General features: G+C 53.4%; 13 protein-coding genes. 5 read left to right on the plus strand and 8 right to left on the minus strand.

Translation table 11 applies throughout. The features are described from left to right. Nucleotides 1-41: 41 nt before the first annotated feature. The 3 genes from GVI59_RS05650 to GVI59_RS05660 form a co-directional block, all read right to left on the minus strand. A complete protein-coding gene (locus tag GVI59_RS05650; protein WP_173573337.1) occupies nucleotides 42-209 on the minus strand; it encodes a hypothetical protein in 168 nt (55 codons plus the stop codon). Nucleotides 210-389: 180 nt separating this feature from the next. After that, nucleotides 390-2603, minus strand: a complete 2214-nt coding sequence (gene uvrB / locus GVI59_RS05655) for an excinuclease ABC subunit UvrB (RefSeq protein WP_173573338.1) — start codon at nucleotides 2601-2603, stop codon at nucleotides 390-392. A 107-nt stretch (nucleotides 2604-2710) separates the two neighbouring features. Then, entirely contained in the window at nucleotides 2711-5527 is a 2817-nt protein-coding gene (locus tag GVI59_RS05660) for an Rne/Rng family ribonuclease (protein WP_173573339.1), read from the minus strand. A gap of 561 nt (nucleotides 5528-6088) precedes the next feature. On the opposite strand from GVI59_RS05660, the gene GVI59_RS05665 reads away from it, so the two are divergent. Both GVI59_RS05665 and GVI59_RS05670 read left to right on the plus strand, forming a co-directional pair. Then, the gene (locus tag GVI59_RS05665) at nucleotides 6089-7069 is read left to right on the plus strand and encodes an N-acetylmuramoyl-L-alanine amidase family protein (RefSeq protein WP_173573340.1); all 981 of its coding nucleotides are present in this window, start codon (nucleotides 6089-6091) and stop codon (nucleotides 7067-7069) included. A 93-nt stretch (nucleotides 7070-7162) separates the two neighbouring features. After that, nucleotides 7163-7633, plus strand: a complete 471-nt coding sequence (locus tag GVI59_RS05670) for a DUF3465 domain-containing protein (protein WP_173573341.1) — start codon at nucleotides 7163-7165, stop codon at nucleotides 7631-7633. Nucleotides 7634-7780: 147 nt separating this feature from the next. Here the strand turns inward: GVI59_RS05670 and GVI59_RS05675 are convergent, their stop codons facing one another. Next, nucleotides 7781-8281 (minus strand): DUF2721 domain-containing protein, encoded by a 501-nt coding sequence (locus tag GVI59_RS05675; protein ID WP_173573342.1) that lies wholly within the window; start codon nucleotides 8279-8281, stop codon nucleotides 7781-7783. A gap of 156 nt (nucleotides 8282-8437) precedes the next feature. Next, nucleotides 8438-9880, minus strand: a complete 1443-nt coding sequence (locus tag GVI59_RS05680; RefSeq protein WP_408736606.1) for a carbohydrate porin — start codon at nucleotides 9878-9880, stop codon at nucleotides 8438-8440. Between the two features lie 610 nt (nucleotides 9881-10490). On the opposite strand from GVI59_RS05680, the gene GVI59_RS05685 reads away from it, so the two are divergent. From GVI59_RS05685 to GVI59_RS05695, 3 genes are all read left to right on the plus strand, one after another. Then, on the plus strand, nucleotides 10491-11414 hold the full coding sequence (locus GVI59_RS05685; protein WP_173573343.1) for an MBL fold metallo-hydrolase: 924 nt from the start codon (nucleotides 10491-10493) through the stop codon (nucleotides 11412-11414). Between the two features lie 418 nt (nucleotides 11415-11832). Then, nucleotides 11833-12615: a sulfite exporter TauE/SafE family protein gene (locus GVI59_RS05690; RefSeq protein WP_173573344.1), complete on the plus strand. Its 783-nt coding sequence runs from the start codon at nucleotides 11833-11835 to the stop codon at nucleotides 12613-12615. Nucleotides 12616-13190: 575 nt separating this feature from the next. After that, complete coding sequence (locus GVI59_RS05695; RefSeq protein WP_173573345.1) at nucleotides 13191-13619, plus strand: DUF4167 domain-containing protein; 429 nt, start codon at nucleotides 13191-13193, stop codon at nucleotides 13617-13619. Between the two features lie 162 nt (nucleotides 13620-13781). On the opposite strand, the gene GVI59_RS19360 is transcribed toward GVI59_RS05695, so the two are convergent. From GVI59_RS19360 to hisS, 3 genes are all read right to left on the minus strand, one after another. Next, on the minus strand, nucleotides 13782-16751 hold the full coding sequence (locus tag GVI59_RS19360) for a diguanylate cyclase domain-containing protein (protein WP_173573346.1): 2970 nt from the start codon (nucleotides 16749-16751) through the stop codon (nucleotides 13782-13784). 135 nt (nucleotides 16752-16886) lie between these two features. Continuing rightward, entirely contained in the window at nucleotides 16887-17945 is a 1059-nt protein-coding gene (gene prfA, locus GVI59_RS05705; protein ID WP_173573347.1) for a peptide chain release factor 1, read from the minus strand. Then, nucleotides 17942-19198, minus strand: coding sequence for a histidine--tRNA ligase (gene hisS / locus GVI59_RS05710; protein WP_173573348.1), 1257 nt, complete (start codon nucleotides 19196-19198; stop codon nucleotides 17942-17944). The genes prfA and hisS overlap by 4 nt, the downstream gene beginning before the upstream one ends. Nucleotides 19199-19214: the final 16 nt, after the last annotated feature.

The raw sequence follows: 19214 nt of genomic DNA on the forward strand, positions 1-19214 counted from the left end.
CCGAGAAACCGGCTCCTGCCTGTCGGGTTCCGGTTTTTATTTCAGATCAGTTCGATCAGCATGATCAGAAACGGCACAGCGCCCAGCACAACCCATGCGCCCATTGCACAGGTTGCGCAGAGACGTGCTGTCTTGCGTCGGAAACGCGCGATTCCGGAAACTGTTGAGACCGAAACGTCAGGTTCTTCCTGATTCATTGCGTGGTTCATGAGGAATTTTCCCCTTGTATCTGTCCACCCGATAGCCCGGCAGGGCAGAGGCGAGTTTCTCACGCTACAGGAGGCCTCATTTAAGGCAAAATCAGGGCTAAACTCCCCGTTTCCGTAAGGAATTTTTTCAAATCCAAACGAGACGTTACCTACGGGTGACTGAAAGCGACGTCAGCACCTTCATTTCGCCTTGCCACGCCCCCTCGCCCGCCCACGTTTCTTCTCGGGATCGTAGCCGCCTCCACCCGGACCAAGTGGCACAGGTCCGCTGTTTTTTCTGCCGCCTCCCGTCTTCTGACGCGGTGATGATGGCGGCGGGGGTTCAATGCCCAGTTGCAGGGCTTCAAGCCTTTTGACTTCATCACGCAGCCGAGCCGCCGTCTCGAACTCAAGATCAGCTGCCGCCGCCCGCATCTTCTTTTCAAGCTCGGCAATCGTCTGATCGAGATTTTTGCCGACAAATTCATCGGCTTCGGCACCCTGCGTCGGTGTGACCGTCACATAATCCTGCTCGAACACGGAACCGACAATATTACCGATCTGCTTGCGGACACCCTGCGGCGTGATGCCATGTTCCGTATTCCAGAGAGACTGCTTCTCACGACGACGCGCTGTTTCCTCAATGGCGTAACGCAGACTGTCGGTCATGCGGTCTGCATACAGCAGCACACGGCCGTCGATGTTACGGGCGGCACGGCCGATCGTCTGAATCAGAGATGTCTTCGATCTCAGAAAACCTTCCTTGTCAGCATCAAGAATCGCAACGAGAGAACATTCCGGAATATCAAGCCCCTCACGCAGAAGGTTGATGCCGATCAGCACATCGAAAGCGCCAAGACGCAAATCACGGATGATCTCGATCCGTTCAAGCGTATCAATATCCGAGTGAAGGTAACGGACTTTTATACCGGCCTCATCCAGATACTCCGTCAGATCCTCGGCCATGCGCTTGGTCAACACCGTGACCAGCACACGCCCGCCCTTACCGATTGTCTCCCGACACTCAGCCAGAAGATCATCCACCTGCCGTTCGACCGGACGCACCTCAGTCACAGGATCAATCAGACCGGTTGGCCGAATGACCTGCTCGCTGAAAACACCCGCTGTCCTCTCAATCTCCCAGGGACCGGGGGTCGCACTGACAAACAGCGTCTGGGGGCGATAGGCTTCCCATTCTTCAAACTTCAACGGTCGATTATCGAGACAGGACGGAAGGCGAAACCCGAATTCGGCAAGAACGGATTTACGCGCATGGTCTCCCCGCTCCATGCCGCCAATCTGCGGAACAGTGACGTGGCTTTCATCCACAATCAGCAGGGCGTCTTCCGGCAGATATTCGAACAGTGTCGGCGGCGGATCACCCGCTGCGCGACCTGACAGATAGCGTGAGTAGTTCTCGATCCCTTTGCAGACGCCGGTTGTTTCCAGCATTTCAAGATCAAAGGTCGTGCGCTGCTGGAGGCGCTCCGCCTCCAGCAGTTTGCCTTCCTCAATGAACTTCGCGAGTTGCTGCTTCAGTTCCTGCTTGATGCCGACGATCGCCTGATTCAGCGTCGGGCGCGGCGTGACATAATGGCTGTTGGCGTAAAGGCTGACTTCCTGAAGATCGGCTGTTTTTTCACCGGTCAGCGGATCGAACTCAATGATCTGGTCGATCTCGTCACCAAACAGGGACACCCGCCATGCACGGTCCTCATTCTGGGAAGGGAAGATGTCGATACTCTCTCCCCGCACACGGAACGCGCCACGCACGAAGGCCGCATCATTTCGCCGATACTGGAGCTCCACCAGTCCCTTGATCAGCTTGTCACGATCGATTTCACCACCGACCTCCAGCCGTACGACCATGCGGGAATAGGTTTCGACCGACCCGATACCGTAGATGCAGGAAACAGACGCCACGATGATGACGTCGTTACGTTCAAGCAGCGCCTGCGTGGCCGCATGCCGCATCCGGTCGATCTGCTCGTTGATCTGGCTGTCTTTTTCTATGTACGTGTCGGAACGCGGCACATAGGCTTCCGGCTGGTAATAGTCGTAGTAACTGACGAAATACTCGACAGCGTTGTTGGGGAAAAACTGCTTCATTTCCCCGTAGAGCTGGGCCGCCAGCGTCTTGTTAGGCGCAAGAATGAGCGTGGGTTTCTGTGTGGCCTCAATGACCTTGGCCATGGTGAAGGTCTTGCCGGAACCGGTCACGCCAAGCAGAACCTGATCCCGCAGATTTTCCTGCACACCGGCGGACAGTTCACGGATCGCTGTGGGCTGATCACCAGCAGGCTCATACTCCGACACCACTTCCATGCGGAAGCGCTTCTCCTTCGGAGGCTGGCGCTCAGGCTGGAACAGGAGTGCGGGATTTCCCTCAAGGGAGGATCGGGAGCGAGTGGCCATTTCGTGAACATGGGCGTTCATCGTTCAACCCGCAAGAGACAGAAACGGGGACGGAAGCATCTGCCTCGTCCCCGTTTCCATTACACGCTCTTCAGAAGAAGACGGTTTTAACGACGCCACCAACCTGTGCGCGGCTTCGCCACAGGAGTGTCCTCATCAATGATCTTCGGCTCAACCACAACCGGCTTCCGATCATTTTTCGGAGCATCTTCCTTTGGTGCTGCTGAAGGCGCTTCTGCTACAGGGGCTTCGGCGACCGGAGCTGTCTCCGGACTTCTCCGTGTCCGACGACGACCACGAGGAGCAGGTTTTTCATCTGCCTGCACTTCTGTTTCCGTCTCAGCAACAGGCGCAGGAGCAGGAGCAGGAGCAGGAGCCTCCGCTTCAACCGGTTCTTCCCGCGTCGTTTCTGCCGCGTTTCTGGACGCGCCAGAACCACGACGTCCACGACTGCGACGACGAGCCGGACGTGCTTCCTGAGCGGGCTCTTCTCCCTCAGAAACCTCGGCTTCAACCGCCTTCACGGCATGGTCAGCCTCGTCGCCCATGGCTTCGGCAGCAGAAGCCGGCTCATGCCGCTGGGCAGCGGTCTTGGGGGCCGTTTCTGACTTTGGTTCGGACGATGCTTCAAAATCGACCTGATCCATGATGTCGAAGATATCGAAGCTACCGCCGAACGGATCAGCCGGTGTCGGACCACGCCAGCCTGATGCTGCCGCTGGAGCCGGTGCTTTGGCAGGCTGATTTCTCTCACCTGTCTGACGCTGCTCTGCTGGCGTCCGTGTTTCTGCCTGAGGAGAAGACGGCGTCTTGCGGGAATAACGGGTACGGTTGCGACCCGGAACCAGATTTTCGTTCGCTTCCGGAGCAGGTGCAGCCGCATTGTCCGCATAGGGATCTTCCTCAGCGACAGGACGCTCGCCTGTGCTTTCAGAAGTCACGCCTTCTGCACCACGCGTCTCAGCCGCACCTTCTTCTCTCGGTCCACGACGACGACGGCGACGACGACGGCGACGGCCGGTGCCATCACCTTCGCTCCGCTCTTCTTCCTGCGTCTCAGCATGATCCCGGGCTTCACCCTGCGCACCGGGCGGCTCGTCACTGATGGCGATGACCTTTGTCCGCGTCTCAGCGGACGCTGCCTCATCCTTTCTGGGAGCGGAGTGACGGCTTGATGAAGAAGCTTCATCCTCAACCGACGCTGCAATCTCAGGCGCGTCGAAGCGCGCCGTCTGTGCGCGGCGACGTTCGATCCGGATCTGTGGCGCGGGCAGAGACTGATCCGCCGAGAAGATCACCCGCATCTTGTGGCGGGTTTCGATGGCCGTCAGCCAGTCGCGCTTGTTATTGAGAATGTAGAGTGCAATCTCACCGGCGACATACACGACAATTTCCGCCGCACGACGCTGACCGCCCTCATCTTCCACGGCACGAAGCACATGGAGCGCCGAACTTTCGATACCGCGCACGATACCGGTGCCCTGGCAGTGCGGGCATGGCACAAAGGCGGACTCAGCGACAGAAGGACGCAGCCGCTGACGGGACATTTCCAGCAGCCCGAAGTGAGAGATTCCTCCCACCTGAATGCGGGCGCGGTCATGACGCAGGGCATCCTTCAGACGACGCTCGACCTGCGTATTATGACGCCGGGATTCCATGTCGATAAAGTCGATAACGATCAGACCGGCGAGATCCCGCAGACGGAGCTGACGCGCTACTTCATCAGCGGCTTCAAGGTTGGTCTTTACCGCTGTCTCCTCGATATTGCGCTCACGTGTCGCGCGTCCCGAGTTCACGTCGATCGCGACCAGAGCTTCCGTCTGGTTGATAACCAGATAGCCACCTGAACGGAGCTGAACTGTCGGCGACAGCATTCCGTCCAGCTGACCTTCGACCTGATAATGGCTGAAGAGCGGCTGATTTTCCTTACGCCACAGCTTCACCCGCTGCGCGCTCTGCGGCATCAGCATCCGCATGAAATCGCGCGCAGCACGCCAGCCCTGCTCACCATCAACAAGAATTTCGTCGATATCGCGGGTGTAGACGTCACGGATCGCCCGTTTGACGAGGCTGGCTTCCTCGTAAATCAGAGCCGGTGCGACCGAATTGAGGGTATGCTCGCGAATCTCATCCCACAGATGCAGCAGATACTCGCAGTCGCGCATCACTTCGGGGCGGGGACGCTGTCCACCGGCGGTACGCACGATCATGGCCATGCCGCGGGGCAGTTGCAGATCCGCGATGATGTCTTTGAGACGCTTACGATCGGCAACCGACGTGATCTTGCGGGACACACCACCGCCGCGCAGGGCGTTCGGCATCAGCACGCAATAACGTCCGGCCAGCGAGATGTAGGTAGTCAGCGCAGCGCCCTTGTTGCCGCGCTCTTCCTTGACGACCTGCACCAGCAGAACCTGCCGGCGACGGATGACTTCCTGAATCTTGTAGCTGCGCAGGAAGCGGGCCATGCGCTTCTGCACCATGGCTTCTTCGCCGGTGTCCGTTTCGCCGCCGACAAAATCAGGGGTCTGCTCGGATGAGGACTCTTCGCCGTTTTCTTCAGAACGGGTTGTTTCCTCAGGCTGCTCGGCATCATCGGATGCGGCAGATTCGTCCGTCAGATCGTCTTCGGCTGGCTCTTCTTCCTGAAGCGCCAGCAGTTTTTCGCGGTCGGCAACCGGAATCTGATAGTAGTCAGGATGAATTTCGCTGAAAGCAAGGAAACCGTGACGGTTTCCGCCATATTCTACGAAGGCAGCCTGAAGGCTGGGCTCGACGCGGATAACCTTGGCAAGATAGATATTGCCTTTGAGCTGCTTACGATTGGCAGCCTCGACGTCGTAATCCTCAAGACGGTTCCCGTCCATCACAACGACGCGGGTTTCTTCCGCGTGCGTTGCGTCTATCAGCATACGCTTGTTCATAAAAAAGGAAACTCCGGTGTCCCGGCGCTCGTCCAGACGGGCGCAGCCAACCAGATTGGAACAAACCAACATGGAAATGGGCGCCGCGCGGGAGCGCTGCGGGCAAATCGATTATATGATCGGGGATAACGGGCGTGAGCGACTTTCGGGAGACAGTGATGCCGGCATGACAGTCCATCACTGACAGCGGAAATGGGGCATGAAGAGGACACTTGCGCTCCCTGCCCTTCCCTTGTTCCGCCAGTGTGTCCAGACCTGCTCTCATCCGCCCTTGTCGATCAGTATAAATTAGGCCTGACCCAAAACTCAGCCGCTCTCTGAATGATGAAAAAGCGGCTTGCCTTGGTCCGGGCAGCGTGGGTAACCGTCACAAACGGGCCACATGCTCGCAAACATGGCCGAAACCAACAGAGTACGCAAGCCATCGGATACAACTGTATGTAACCGGCAGTGAATGTAGCCGCAACGAACCTCACACTCTCCTGACATAATCATCGTTCATTAATGACTTCCCAACGTCAGCATGGCAAAATCGCAGCAGCCTCTTTCAGGACGCAGTTCATGGCTCAGAAACCGGATAACGGAGATAAATTGCCCACCGACCGCCTGCTTCCCGGCAAATCATTCCGGCAGGGCTGTACCGCCAAAGCGGCGGCCCCTCTGGCTGCTGAAGCCACATCCGGCCTTCTGGGCCTCTCCCTGCCCCGCAGAACCGCCCTCATCGCCAGCCTTGCGCCTCTGCTTCCGCAGGCTGCGTTGGCTCGCACCGGAACAGGCGCTCACACTTCTCTCTCCACACACTCCCACAACACTCTACACGCCCCCGCCATCATCAGGGGAGCGGCTCCACCTCCTCCCCTGGTCATGCTGGACCCTGGCCATGGCGGAAAAGATCCGGGCGCCGTTGGTTATTCAGGCACATATGAGAAGCATGTCTCGGAGGCGGCCGCCGCTGAACTGGAACGGCAACTGCTGGCGACAGGCCGCTATCGGGTTGCCCTGACACGCTCCAGTGACCGTTTCATTCCGCTGGAAGGACGTGTGGAGATGGCACAGGCGCACAAGGCGTCGCTGTTCATTTCCATGCATGCCGATGCGTTACATGACTCCGCCGTTCGTGGCGCCAGTGTTTACACCCTTGCCGGAGCCGCGTCGGATTCCCAGACAGCCATGATCGCCCAGAGCGAGAACAGCGCGGATCTTTTCGGGGGACCGCATGTCCACGCGACATCCCCGGAAGTGCAGCAGATACTGGCCAGTCTGGTTTCGGAAGAAACTCGACGGGGCTCAACCCACATCGCCAATCAGGTTGTCTCTTCCTTCCAGTCCCGCATCTCGTTGCTGTCGCATCCGCATCGCCATGCCGCCTTCGTGGTTCTCAAGGCGGCAGACATTCCTTCAGTGCTGGTGGAAATGGGCTTCATGTCCAATCGCAGCGATGAGGCAGCGTTACGACAGGCAGGCCACAGAGCCATGGTAGCCGGCGCCATGCGGGACGCCGTGGATCGCTATTTTGCCACGACGCGTATCGGCGTTGGTTAAAATCTGTCCACACAACGCAGACTGCCTCATCTACGCCATCAGCAGGCTTCAGAATACCCAGAGCATCTCAGTCAGGGAAACAAAGGAAATTTCATGATCGCATCATCCAGACAGTCCGGAGCCCTGTTAGCCGGGGTCTTTTTCGCACTTACACTGGGAAGCGCATCATCTTTTGCGCGCACTGTCTCCTCCATCTGCGACAACAGCAGTTTTGTTCAGGCGCAACAGTCGTTCGAGAATGGCCGGAAAAGGGAGAATATTCCTGTTCATATCTGCGGACAGGTTATAGCCGTTTCAGAAAAAGCCAAACACACACGCAGCGGTTGGCATGGTTATTTTTATGTGAATGTCGGACAGGGCATTTCAATCCGCGTGGTCAGCAATCTCGACGAAATCAACGCCCCGGAATGGCCATGGGTACGGGATGGCGATATGGCGGATATCGTAGGGCGTTATTACTATGACTCTCCCCGCAGTCAGGGAATTGACTGGACCCACAAAGGGACCAGCCGTTCCTGGGACATTCCCGGTTACGCAATCATCAACGGCAAACGGTTCGACTGAGACAAGAACGCCTTTTTCTTCTTAATGTATGAAGAGAAAGGCGTTTTAAAAGAATACCCTTTGAGAATACGTCTTTTGGAAAATCAGCTCCTCTGATTTTCCAAAAGATGAATCATTAAAAACGATATCCTATAAAAGCTTTTACAACTAACTTGTTTTTCCATCCGATTTTTTGACGCTCTTCGGCAAAGGACCGACTTTTTTCAAACTATCCCAAGACAGAAAGCAATCTCCAAGAAAGGATGCCAGCGACGCAATCGTGCAGAGCAGCGCAGCCCCAAACAGCCCTACCAGCCACAGCGCGATCGAAGCATCCCTGACAGTGCCAAGGAAAAGCACGAATGCAGCGCCGCATGTCATGGCTCCAGCGAGACCGCCAAACATGATGGCCATATCAAGAACCATGACACGTTTCTGCAAGCGCATAAAATGCCTTTGAAGCTTGCGCCTCGCCTTATCATCCTCTTCGTCCGTGAGGAGATCAGACGCTTTTTCAATCTGATCCGCGACACGGCTTGCCCGTGTGTTCAATAGATTGAGCAGTGTTCCCACACCGGACAACATGAAAACCGGCGTAAGGGCCGTCTCGATCAGATGCGCGACATCACCGGCTGAGTCGGATGCAAGAGCAGAAAGAGGAAGAGCCATAATTGAACCACGCCGTCACAATAGAGAGCACACTCCCTACAGAGAACCGCACGAAACTTCAAATAAGACTGAATAAGAGGGCTGTGAGACGACCGTCAAAAATATCCCGAGTGCGCATCCTGTTTCCCGCACACCGGGAAACAGGACGAACCCCCGTTACAACGCAGCAAGAATCTTCAAACCACCCAGAATTGCATTCGGGATAACGGATGTTTCCCCCGGACGCATTATATATTCAAACACTGGCTGCATCACGAGACCAGGCACCACCGGAATACCGTAATAAGCTTCAAGTGTTGCGGCATGGGTCTGCGGGCCATTGACATATGCCCCCATCGACATACCCGCCATCTGACGCAAACGCTGCCCCTCCGTCAGATTGTGACTGATCTGATAGTACGAATACATCACGCCAAAGCGGTCAAACGGGCGATAAGGCAGGATGCCGAGCAGAGAGGCGCCGACATAAAACTGATCCGACCATACCGAAACACTCGGGGTATTATGAATATACCCGGCAAGCAGATATCCACCCGCCATCTGATGATCGCCGCCTTTACGGTACACCATCTGATCCGCTTCAAAGTAGAACGTATCCCGCGGCCCGCCATCATGACCCAGATAATCATGCCTGTAAGCTGCGGGAATACTGCCCAGCATATCGTCATAATGACTTGTGTCATGTCCGAAGCCGATCTTGTAATGGCCCGGCAGTTTCTTTTTTCCGAAAAACGGCTCCCATGCCAGTTCGATCGGCAGCATGACGCCTGTATGTTCCTCACTGCCCCACGCCCATCCAGACGGGTTCGAGGTCAGCGGTCCCGAAGCGTATACACCTGTGGTCAGCGTAAGATCGCGCATTGGCCTCAGACGGATTGTGCCGCCCCAGCTTGCTTTCGGATACACACTCCAGCCCGCCTGCGATTTGAGAGCGACCGGCGCAGAGCACTGGATCATGAATGTGCACAGCAGAACCGACGTTGCGTAGGTATGCGTCAGGGTCAGTCGACCGACGTTGATGTTGACCTTGTTATGAAAAAGGGATTTCTCAAGGTAGATATCGGCGAGATGGGCGGCCATATGCCCTGACAGGCTGTAGACTTCGGACAGCAGCATGCGATGGTCGCCAACATAGTCCGTTGTAACCTGACGACCGGCGCGCTCCATCAGAACGGCATGCAAAATCCAGCCGTTCCACCCGACAAGTTTACCCAGATCAAACCTCGTGGTGAGAGTCAGTTCGTGGGCGTAATCCATTCCTCTGGCAAGGCCGCCTCCCGTATTGGCTATACCCTCACCCTTATAGGCGAACTGAAAGCTGAACCCGCGATCCTGCATCCACTTACGCCATGGCTGCAACTGAGGAACCAGATTACCGAACGTCTGGGCAGGAACGTAATAACCTGCGGACAGATCACGCTCGCGAATGGCGTCATCCCTGTTGTTAAGCAGGGACGAAATGCTTTCAGTGTCGAACAGGGCATCCAGACGCTGAGCAGGCGTTATGACCGTTTTCTTGGGCGCCGCATGAACAGGCGCATCATACGGGCCAGGCTTTTTCTGCACAGAAACAGGCACATCTGCCTTTGGGCGCTGCACAATCTCCTGATTTTCCGCTCGCACCTCCGTGGAGCCGGCGAAGCAAACCGCCAGCACCCAGAACGGAGCACACAAAATCCAGCCACTTCGACGCGAAACGACAGACGGCTGGTTAACGGAGAGGGGTATTTTTCTTATTTTTTTCATTACCACTAACTCACCTTGACCCCCGACACGTACTACGAATTACCCCTTCTTCCAATATTAGCGGCATCGTTTGACATCTCAATTTCCAGAGAATGTTGCAAAGAGACAACACAATTTTTCGTTATAAAAAACCATAAATAAAATTGATTTTTTCGTAATTTATTACTATTAAATTATAAATATATATTTATAATAATGCCATATTGCAATTTATATTGTTTTTATGGAATAAAAATATCCAAAACTCTAATTGCAACAAAGCAAAATACAACGCAATAACTTGAAAAATAAAAATATAAATTACAAAAATACAAGCATATTAAATTACATTGTTTTTAATTATAAATTTAATTAACCAAGTTAATTTAAAAACAGAATATAAATAAGATAAAGTTTATATTGACTTGGATTGCATCAAAGCTTATTTTTGAAAAAAATACTTTCATAACATGAAAGGTTTCTCATGTCCGACATCAGGCTTTCCGCAGCATCCCGGCAAATCGAACAGGCAATTCTCGACCCGAAACTTCGGCCTGTCGTTCAGACCTTCTTTGACGAAACAACTTTCACGGCAACTCATATTGCCCACGATCCTGCCACACGGAAAGCTGTCATAATTGACAGTGTCCTTGACTACGATCCCGCATCAGGGCGCACTCAAAACACTTCTGCCCATCGAGTCCTGAATTATATTCAGGAGAATAACCTTGTTGTCGAATGGCAACTGGAGACACATGCTCACGCTGACCATCTTTCCGCCGCAGTGTGGCTAAAGGAGAAACTGGGAGGCAGGATCGCGATCGGCGAGAACATCACTCACGTGCAGGATGCATTCGGCAAGATCTTTAATGCTGAAAAAAACTTTTCCCGAGACGGCTCACAGTTTGATAAGCTTTTCCACGACGGGGAGACGTTCTCTGTTGGCTCATTGCCAGCCATAGCCCTCTCTGTGCCCGGACACACTCCTGCAGACATGGTCTACATCATTGGAGATGCCGCCTTCATTGGCGATACACTCTTCATGCCGGATTATGGTACTGCTCGGGCTGATTTTCCGGGAGGTGATGCGCGCCAGCTTTATCGTTCGATTCAACGTCTGCTTTCCCTTCCTGACAAAACTCGTGTCTTTCTCTGTCACGATTACAAAACAGCTGACCGTCATGAATTCAGGTGGGAAACAACAATTGGCGACGAACGGAACAACATTCATGTGCATGATGGTGTTTCCGAAGATCAGTTCGTCAGTATGCGAACCAGCAGGGACAAAACCCTTTCTCTACCGCATCTGATCATGCCCTCTGTTCAGGTGAACATGCGGGCTGGACACCTGCCTGAGCCAGAAGAAAATGGTGTGAGTTACATAAAGATTCCCGTCAATCGTATGTGACTCAGATAGAGCCGGTCATTAGTTAAAAAGCGGCCTGATCGTTATCAGGCCGCATCCCTTGACGTGACCAGCCAGTCCATCAGGAGAATAAGAAGAATCTTCCCCGATAATTAGGCCGCCTTACGATTACAATCATCAGATTTCCCATTGCATTTGCGTACAAACGCGCCATTACCCTTTTATTGATAGTTATACCACTCACTCACATTCGTGCGAAACAACCGAAATATTCTGGATGATTGGCTACAGAGAAAATTTTTCTCATTCTTGGTAGTGCTTTTACAAAATGACAAACAAAAAGAAACTTACCAAATATATCCAAATAAATTTAACGATTTAATGCCTTTATATCGGAATGTACCTAAAGGGCTTATGATCACAATCATGAGTTTCTCTCCCACGACCAGATACAGAAAACATGCAGATTGATCTGAGCCACGCAACGCTGGAAGTTTTGTCCGGCGTCCCCGTTGGCTTCACTCTCGGGCTGATTGGCGGCGGCGGCTCCATTCTTGCTGTCCCCCTGATGGTTTATCTGGTTGGAGTGAAGGATCCTCATGTCGCCATTGGCACAAGCGCGCTTGCTGTAGCCGTCAACGCTCTTACCGGGCTGATACAGCATGCGCGAAGCGGCACTGTGCAATGGCGGTGTGCAGCCGTATTTGCTTCGTGTGGCGTGGTGGGCGCCCTATGCGGCGCATGGCTTGGAAAAGCCATGGACGGGCAGAGTTTACTGCTCTTATTCGCTTTTCTGATGATAGCCGTCGGCATCATGATGCTCCGTGACCATCATGAGTCTGGTCACGAAGACACTAGTTATACTCAAAAAAACATTGTGAAAATTGCCAGCTTTGGAGCCGGCACAGGTCTGTTATCAGGTTTTTTCGGCATTGGTGGGGGTTTCCTGATTGTACCTGGCCTCATGGCGTCAACACATATGCCGATCATCAATGCTGTCAGCACATCGCTGGTGGCAGTGGCTGCTTTTGGCATCAGCACAGCGGTAAGTTACGTTCTTTCAGGCTACATAGATTGGGGGCTGGCCGCTTTCTTCATTCTTGGCGGGGTCATCGGCACATACAGCGGCAGTCATTGCGCCCGAGTTTTGTGCAAGAAGGATGGCCGCTTAACAACTATTTTTGCCAGTATTATTTTTATTGTCGCTGGGTACATTATCTGGCGCGGGGTCCATACTCTCTGAGTCTGCTGCGGAAGATGGCATCTGTCTATTCAGTCTCCATGCACTTTCAAGCGCATCAATCAAAGTAGCCTCATCTCCGCTCCAGACCCCCTTCATGCCGGGCGCATAAGTTAAGGCGCGCCATTGCTGCGACGCACTGGAGCGTTCGATACGCACCTCCCAATCGCCCGGCAGACGCGAGAGGACTCGTTCGAGGCGTTGAACAGTCCCGGCAGGTTTAGCGTGATTATGACCCATGTTTCCCATTTCATATCAGAGCGTTAAGATTTATTTCGTTTTTTCCAACTATGTGCCGACGGATATGGTCTCACCAACAATAACGATATTATCACTCAAATTGCATATCTACCCTTGCATGTAGCTCATTCTTATGGTCAAAGAGTCCCGAGCATTGGCGGAAGCGGTGGATGTTCTATTTATGCCGCTCGTTACCAATAGCCCCTCTAAACTCCTTGGACGTCTTGCCAGATGAAGTGTGAATACACTTCAGAATGATGGTGAGGGTAAATCAGGGGTTCAGCTAGCTGTCCAGAGGACCAATCGATTGAAAACCAAGAAGGCATCGTGGTAACGCCATGAATATAAAGCGCATGCGCAACCGTAATCATCGTCCCGGCGGAAGTAACGGCGGAGGAGGCACGCGCCACCAGAACGGTCAGATACCTCTTAATCGTAATCACGTATTTGACAGCAATGGTCCTGAGGTTCGCATTCGGGGCACGGCACAGCAGCTCTTTGAGAAATATCTTCAGCTCGGCCGTGACGCCACGAGCAGCGGTGACAGGGTTCTGGCAGAAGCCTATTTTCAACATGCAGAACATTATTTCCGCATTCTGAATGCGATGAATCAGGCTGCGCAGCAGGCACAGCAGGAAAGGCAGGAGCGTTCCGCTCGCGCCAGAGCGTCTTACAAACAGGATGCCGAGCCTGCTCAGGAAGACGAAGAAAACAGGAACGATCCTCAGCCCGAATCTTTTGCTGCAACTGAAGGTGCGTCCTTCTGATTCTGATCAGACAGTACACTGTACAAGCTACAGGAATCTGTTCCCAAGATATCATGAATCACTTTCTTTTGCCCTGCGATCGCCAGAAGCAGCAGGGCAAAAGAAATTATATAGGAATTGTCCTGTTAAAAACCTGTATAATTTCAATTGCTGAAATTGCATTCAATCAGCAACAACAATGCAATTTCTTCCGCGTTTCTTACCTCTATAAAGCGCACGATCTGCTCGTCCAATCAGTTTCGACGCAGTATCACCGGGCAGAATAACCGCCAAACCTACACTACAGGTGGCAACCACCTCGGACATACCGTAAATCATCGGTTCACGTAAGCATTCATGTACCTTCGTGATCTGCGTCAGCAGTTCTTCCGTGGAAGAAACCGACATGAACACCACGATCAGCTCCTCTCCCCCGTAGCGCCCGCAAATCGCAGTTGATCCAGCGGATTGTCGTAAACGTTGGCCATACTGCTCCAGAACATAATCACCACCCTGATGACCAAGTGTATCGTTAATCGTTTTAAAATGATCGATATCAATAAGCGCGGTAGCGATGAGCTCATTTGGAGAGAGGGATGCAACCAACTCATCAAGTTCATCAAGGATACTCCGACGATTAAGCAGCCCCGTCAGACTATCAATGCGCGACTGGTGCAAAAGCTGTGTCTGCATTTCTTCCATCATACGAGTACGTCCTCGCACGGCGGCTTCAAAATTCTTTTGTCTCAGAAGCTTTATTCTTCTGTATAAAATGATGCTGAGTAGCGCCACTGCCAAAAGTGAAAATACGACCCACCAGCTACCTTTGAAACCTGATACTTTCAGACCAGAAGAACGCACAGACAAAACGGCGCTGCTGGCAGCACGATAATTCAGAAGATCCTGCGCCTGGACCTGAAAAATTATTTTTTCTCCTTTTATATTATTATAATTTATAAAGTTTATCGAAGAATACCTGACTTCAGGATCAACACCCACAAGTTGGTACTGATATTTAATCTCTCTATTGCCTGTAAATGTTGGAGCGATAAATTGAAGAGAAAGCTTTCTGTCTCCTTCTGGCCAGAAACGCTGCCTTCCTAAAAGATCTATATTATCCAGACGGGCAGAAAGAAAATCTGTATGTAAATCAGGAAGTACCGGGAGAGAACCGGGCTCCCTGAGATGATTCAGTCCATTTTCTGTACCAAACCAGAGTGATCCATCGTCATCTTCATTGATAGAACCAGGAAGAATGCGACTGGAAGTTAACCCACTCGTCAAATCAAAATGAGACCAGCCATTCGGTGTCGAAACATCCAGTCCATGAGAACCGCCCAGCCATATCCAGCCTCGACTATCCCGAAAAATTGTTGTGGAATCAGAGTTTTTAGGACCATCATCCAGAATGGACGCGACTGGAGAACCATCTTCCGGAAGGAAAATCTTTCTGACGCTTCCTTTGGTTCCTAAAACCCAGACATCGTTGGACATTGCCACCGCCATGGCCCTGCCGTCTCCGATATCAAAACTTTCCAGATCAACACGGGGATCAAAAACGTTCTCTTCCGCTGTTTGCTGGAACAGAACGCTATCCGTCAAAACAAGAAGTCGTCCAAACTGATCAAAACACAGAGCATTGATACGACGATTCTGTAATGCGAATACGGTCGGCAAATGGGAAACGTAGCGTAAAGGATCGTCTATGCGTACGAGACCAGCAACGGTACCAACCCATATCCGGCCTCCGCTATCCAGAGCCAGTGCGCCCGTCACCGGCTCTGGAGAAGGAAGCGTCCTGACCTGACCGCTTACAGGGTCAATCCGGATCAGACCCTTTCCTTTTTCCGCAGTCCAGAGCGCACCGTCCCCGGTCCGAATAAGGAAACTAATGTTTTCAAGCTCAAGATGTTTCAGAAGATGATCACCATCATGACCAGATGGTGATGCTGCATATTCAAAAAGACCGTTTGCAGCTGCAATCCAGAAGTTACCAGCTGCGTCATGTCTTATGCCAGACACATGCACCGGTGATATATCATTGCTGGAAAGAAATATTTTCCAGAAAGGAAAGCCCGCTATCCTAACGGGACCACGTCCGGGACTGTCCAGCCAGATCCCATATTCCCTGTCAATAAAAGCGCTTGAAATCACCTGCGGAGAATAACCAGGAGGCCAGTCCATATCATCCCAGCGTCCAGCAGAGGACCGGAGGACAAGCGAACCGTGCCCGGGCGTCAGCAAGGAGCCATCGGTCATACGGAGCATAAAAATTTCAGACGGTCTTTGTCTGAAATATTCCGGCAAACCATATGGAATGTCTTCCACATGCACGCCACCATTAGCGGCGATAATCACCAGCTTCCCGTCACTTCGGGCAATCAGGGATCCATCTGGGGAAATGACCAGCGCACGCCAGATCTCATGCGGCACTCCCTGACGTTCATCAAAAGTGTCGACACCCCCGTCCCGATAACGACAGAGCGCCGCACCACAACCCACCCACACAGTTTTTTCTTCAGAAGCCATAACGGAGAGGGCTTCTGTTTTAAGCGGACTTCTGGATGGCACCTGACTGTCCGCATGATCTTTCACCAGAGGGACAAATACAGGGTTTGCCCCCTGATGACGGTACAGCCGCCAGATGCCTCCATTTCGTGCAGGCCCTTCACCCGACAGAACAATAAAATCCATTCCATAAGCGGCAAGGGATATCCTGCCATCAAACTGAAACGGTATTTTTTCAAAACCACCTCTGGTTCTCAGCCATAATTCCTTATCGGCGGCGACCAGAACGCTGCCATCAGATCCTCCCGCGATGGCAGCTGTATCTTTGAAAGGAGATCCATCAGGCTTGTCGATACGTGTAAACTCTCCACCGGAACTGACATACAATCCCGTTTTATTCCCGATATAGAAAAAGCCATCAGAATTTTGCGCAAAGATATTTCGGGAAATATCAGCAAGACCATTTTGCCCGTTAAAAAAACGCACTGTCTGTGCCGGAGCAGGTGTCGTGCAGAGCCCGAAAAAACCGATCAGGATGGCAGCCAGCACACTGCCTATTTTAGAAGGCAGACCTGTCCAGTTCCAAAAGGCTATCTTTAGCTTAAAGGAAAAACGAAAATAATCGGGTTTCTTTTGCGACTGCACTACGGGAGTGCAAGGAAAATACAGCAACGAAATCAACCTGCTTTATGAACCCCAATAGCAGGATGTTAGAACCGGCATTATTATTATTCAGTTAAAACATACCGTTATCTTCTAACTGATAAATATTTAATAGAATTACAGACCGGCCGCCGCGAGTTGCGCCGCCTGATCTTCCTGAATCAACGTATCAACAATTTCGTCAAGCTCACCCAGCATCACGCGGTCAATCTTGTGAAGCGTCAGACCGATACGATGATCGGTCACACGACCCTGAGGAAAATTGTAAGTCCGTATCCGTTCGGAACGGTCCCCGGTTCCCACCTGCGATTTCCGATCGGCGGCCCGGGACTCGTGGAGACTGACTCGCTGCTGCTCATAAAGACGGGACCGCAGAATCTTCATCGCCTTCGCACGGTTCTTGTGCTGACTTTTCTCTTCCTGCATCGCCACAACAACACCTGTCGGCAGATGCGTGATCCGCACGGCGCTTTCCGTCTTGTTGACGTGCTGTCCCCCTGCCCCGGAAGCCCGGTAAACGTCGATACGCAGATCTTTTTCATCAATCTGCACATCGACCTCTTCCGCTTCCGGCAGAACGGCGACGGTGATGGTGGAGGTGTGAATACGCCCCTGACTTTCCGTGGCTGGCACACGCTGAACACGATGAACCCCGGATTCATATTTCAGACGTGCAAAAACACCCTTCCCGCTGATGGTCGCAATACCTTCGCGCAGACCGCCAAGCTCGCTTTCGTCATACTCCATGACTTCAAACTTCCAGCCACGAAGATCAGCGTAACGACGGTATGCTCCGAACAGCTCAGATGCGAACAGCGCCGCCTCATCACCTCCGGCAGCAGGGCGTATCTCAAGAATGGCGCTACGTTCGTCAGCCGCATCCTTGGGCAGCATCGCCAGACGGACATCCTGCTGAAGCGCGCCGATACGATCCTTCACCTCATGAAGCTCGCTTTCCGCCAGCGCCTTCATTTCCGGATCATCCAGAAGCTGTTTCAGATCCTGCTCTTCCGCCTGTACGGCGCGCAGGGCGTTGACCCGCGCCACCAGAGGTTCGATTTCCCCGTATTCACGGGAAGCCCGTGTGAAATCTTCTCCAGTTACACCGCTCGCCAGCAGCGCCTCGAGTTCCTCACTGCGAGCAACGATACGATCAAGCCGGTCGTCCAGATTCACGCGCGGACTTCTCCTGACTGGCGAATGGCCAGAACCAGCGCAGACGCCGCGACTTCATTCTGCAGGCCGGTGGCGAGATCACGGACCTGCACCGTTCCCCCGGCCACTTCGGTCTCGCCAATAATCACAACATGGGACGCCCTGGTCTTGTTGGCGCGCTCCATGCGTTTTTTCAGATTGCCGCGATAGGCCATCTCAGCCCGGATGCCTCCCGCCCGCAGCGCCGCAAGGGCGCGGACCGCAGCTTCCTGCGCCACATCGCCAACCGGGATCACCGCGACGGGCTGCTGCACGGCCGGAGCCGTATCCAGCAACATGGCCAGGCGCTCAATGCCACCCGCCCAGCCGATGGCAGGGGTCTGAGGCCCTCCCATCTCCGACACAAGACCATCATAACGCCCGCCAGCGAGCACGGTGCCCTGCGTGCCGAGGTTGGTTGTTACAAACTCGAACGCCGTGTGACTGTAATAGTCGAGTCCGCGAACGATACGGGGGTTCTCGGTATAGGCAACGCCGAACATGCGAAGCGCTTCACGCAGATCATCCCAGAAACGACGGGACGCATCATTCAGAAAGGATGCCAGCATGGGCGCATCGGCCACCAGTTCACGATCCTCTGGCGCCTTGCTGTCGAGAATACGGAGCGGATTGCGTTCCAGACGGTTCCGGCTGTCCTCTGAAAGACGATCGCGGAAGTCTGAAAAATAGGCGACCAGCCCCTCACGCCAGGCAGCGCGACTTTCCGCATCGCCGAGCGTGTTCAGCTCAAGAACAACATCATCCACGATCCCCAGAGCCGCCAGAACGTCACGTCCCATGGCGATGGCCTCGGCGTCGGCCATCGGCTCACCGGGACCGATCAGTTCCGCGCCAATCTGATGAAACTGGCGGTAACGTCCCTTCTGGGGCCGCTCATAACGGAACATGGGCCCCGCATAGAACACCTTCTGCGGCAGCGACTGCGTCAGTCCGTTGGTGACAAGCGCCCGGCAGATGGCGGCCGTGCCTTCCGGACGGAGCGTCAGGGAGTCTCCCCCACGATCCTCGAAGGTATACATTTCCTTGGAAACAACGTCCGACGTGTCGCCGAGGGAACGGGAGAAAACGCCCGTCTCTTCAAAAACAGGCGTCGCCCATTCTTCAAAGCCATACAGGGCCGTGACTCGCCGGGCTGTCTCAACGACATGGGCGTGACGACGCTGGTCCTCTCCAATCAGATCGTGGGTACCGCGAACGGGTCTGATGGTGCTCATAAGGACAGGACTCCGA

Origin of the sequence: Acetobacter sicerae, assembly GCF_011516765.1 — a bacterium.
Taxonomy (GTDB): Bacteria; Pseudomonadota; Alphaproteobacteria; order Acetobacterales; family Acetobacteraceae; genus Acetobacter; species Acetobacter sicerae.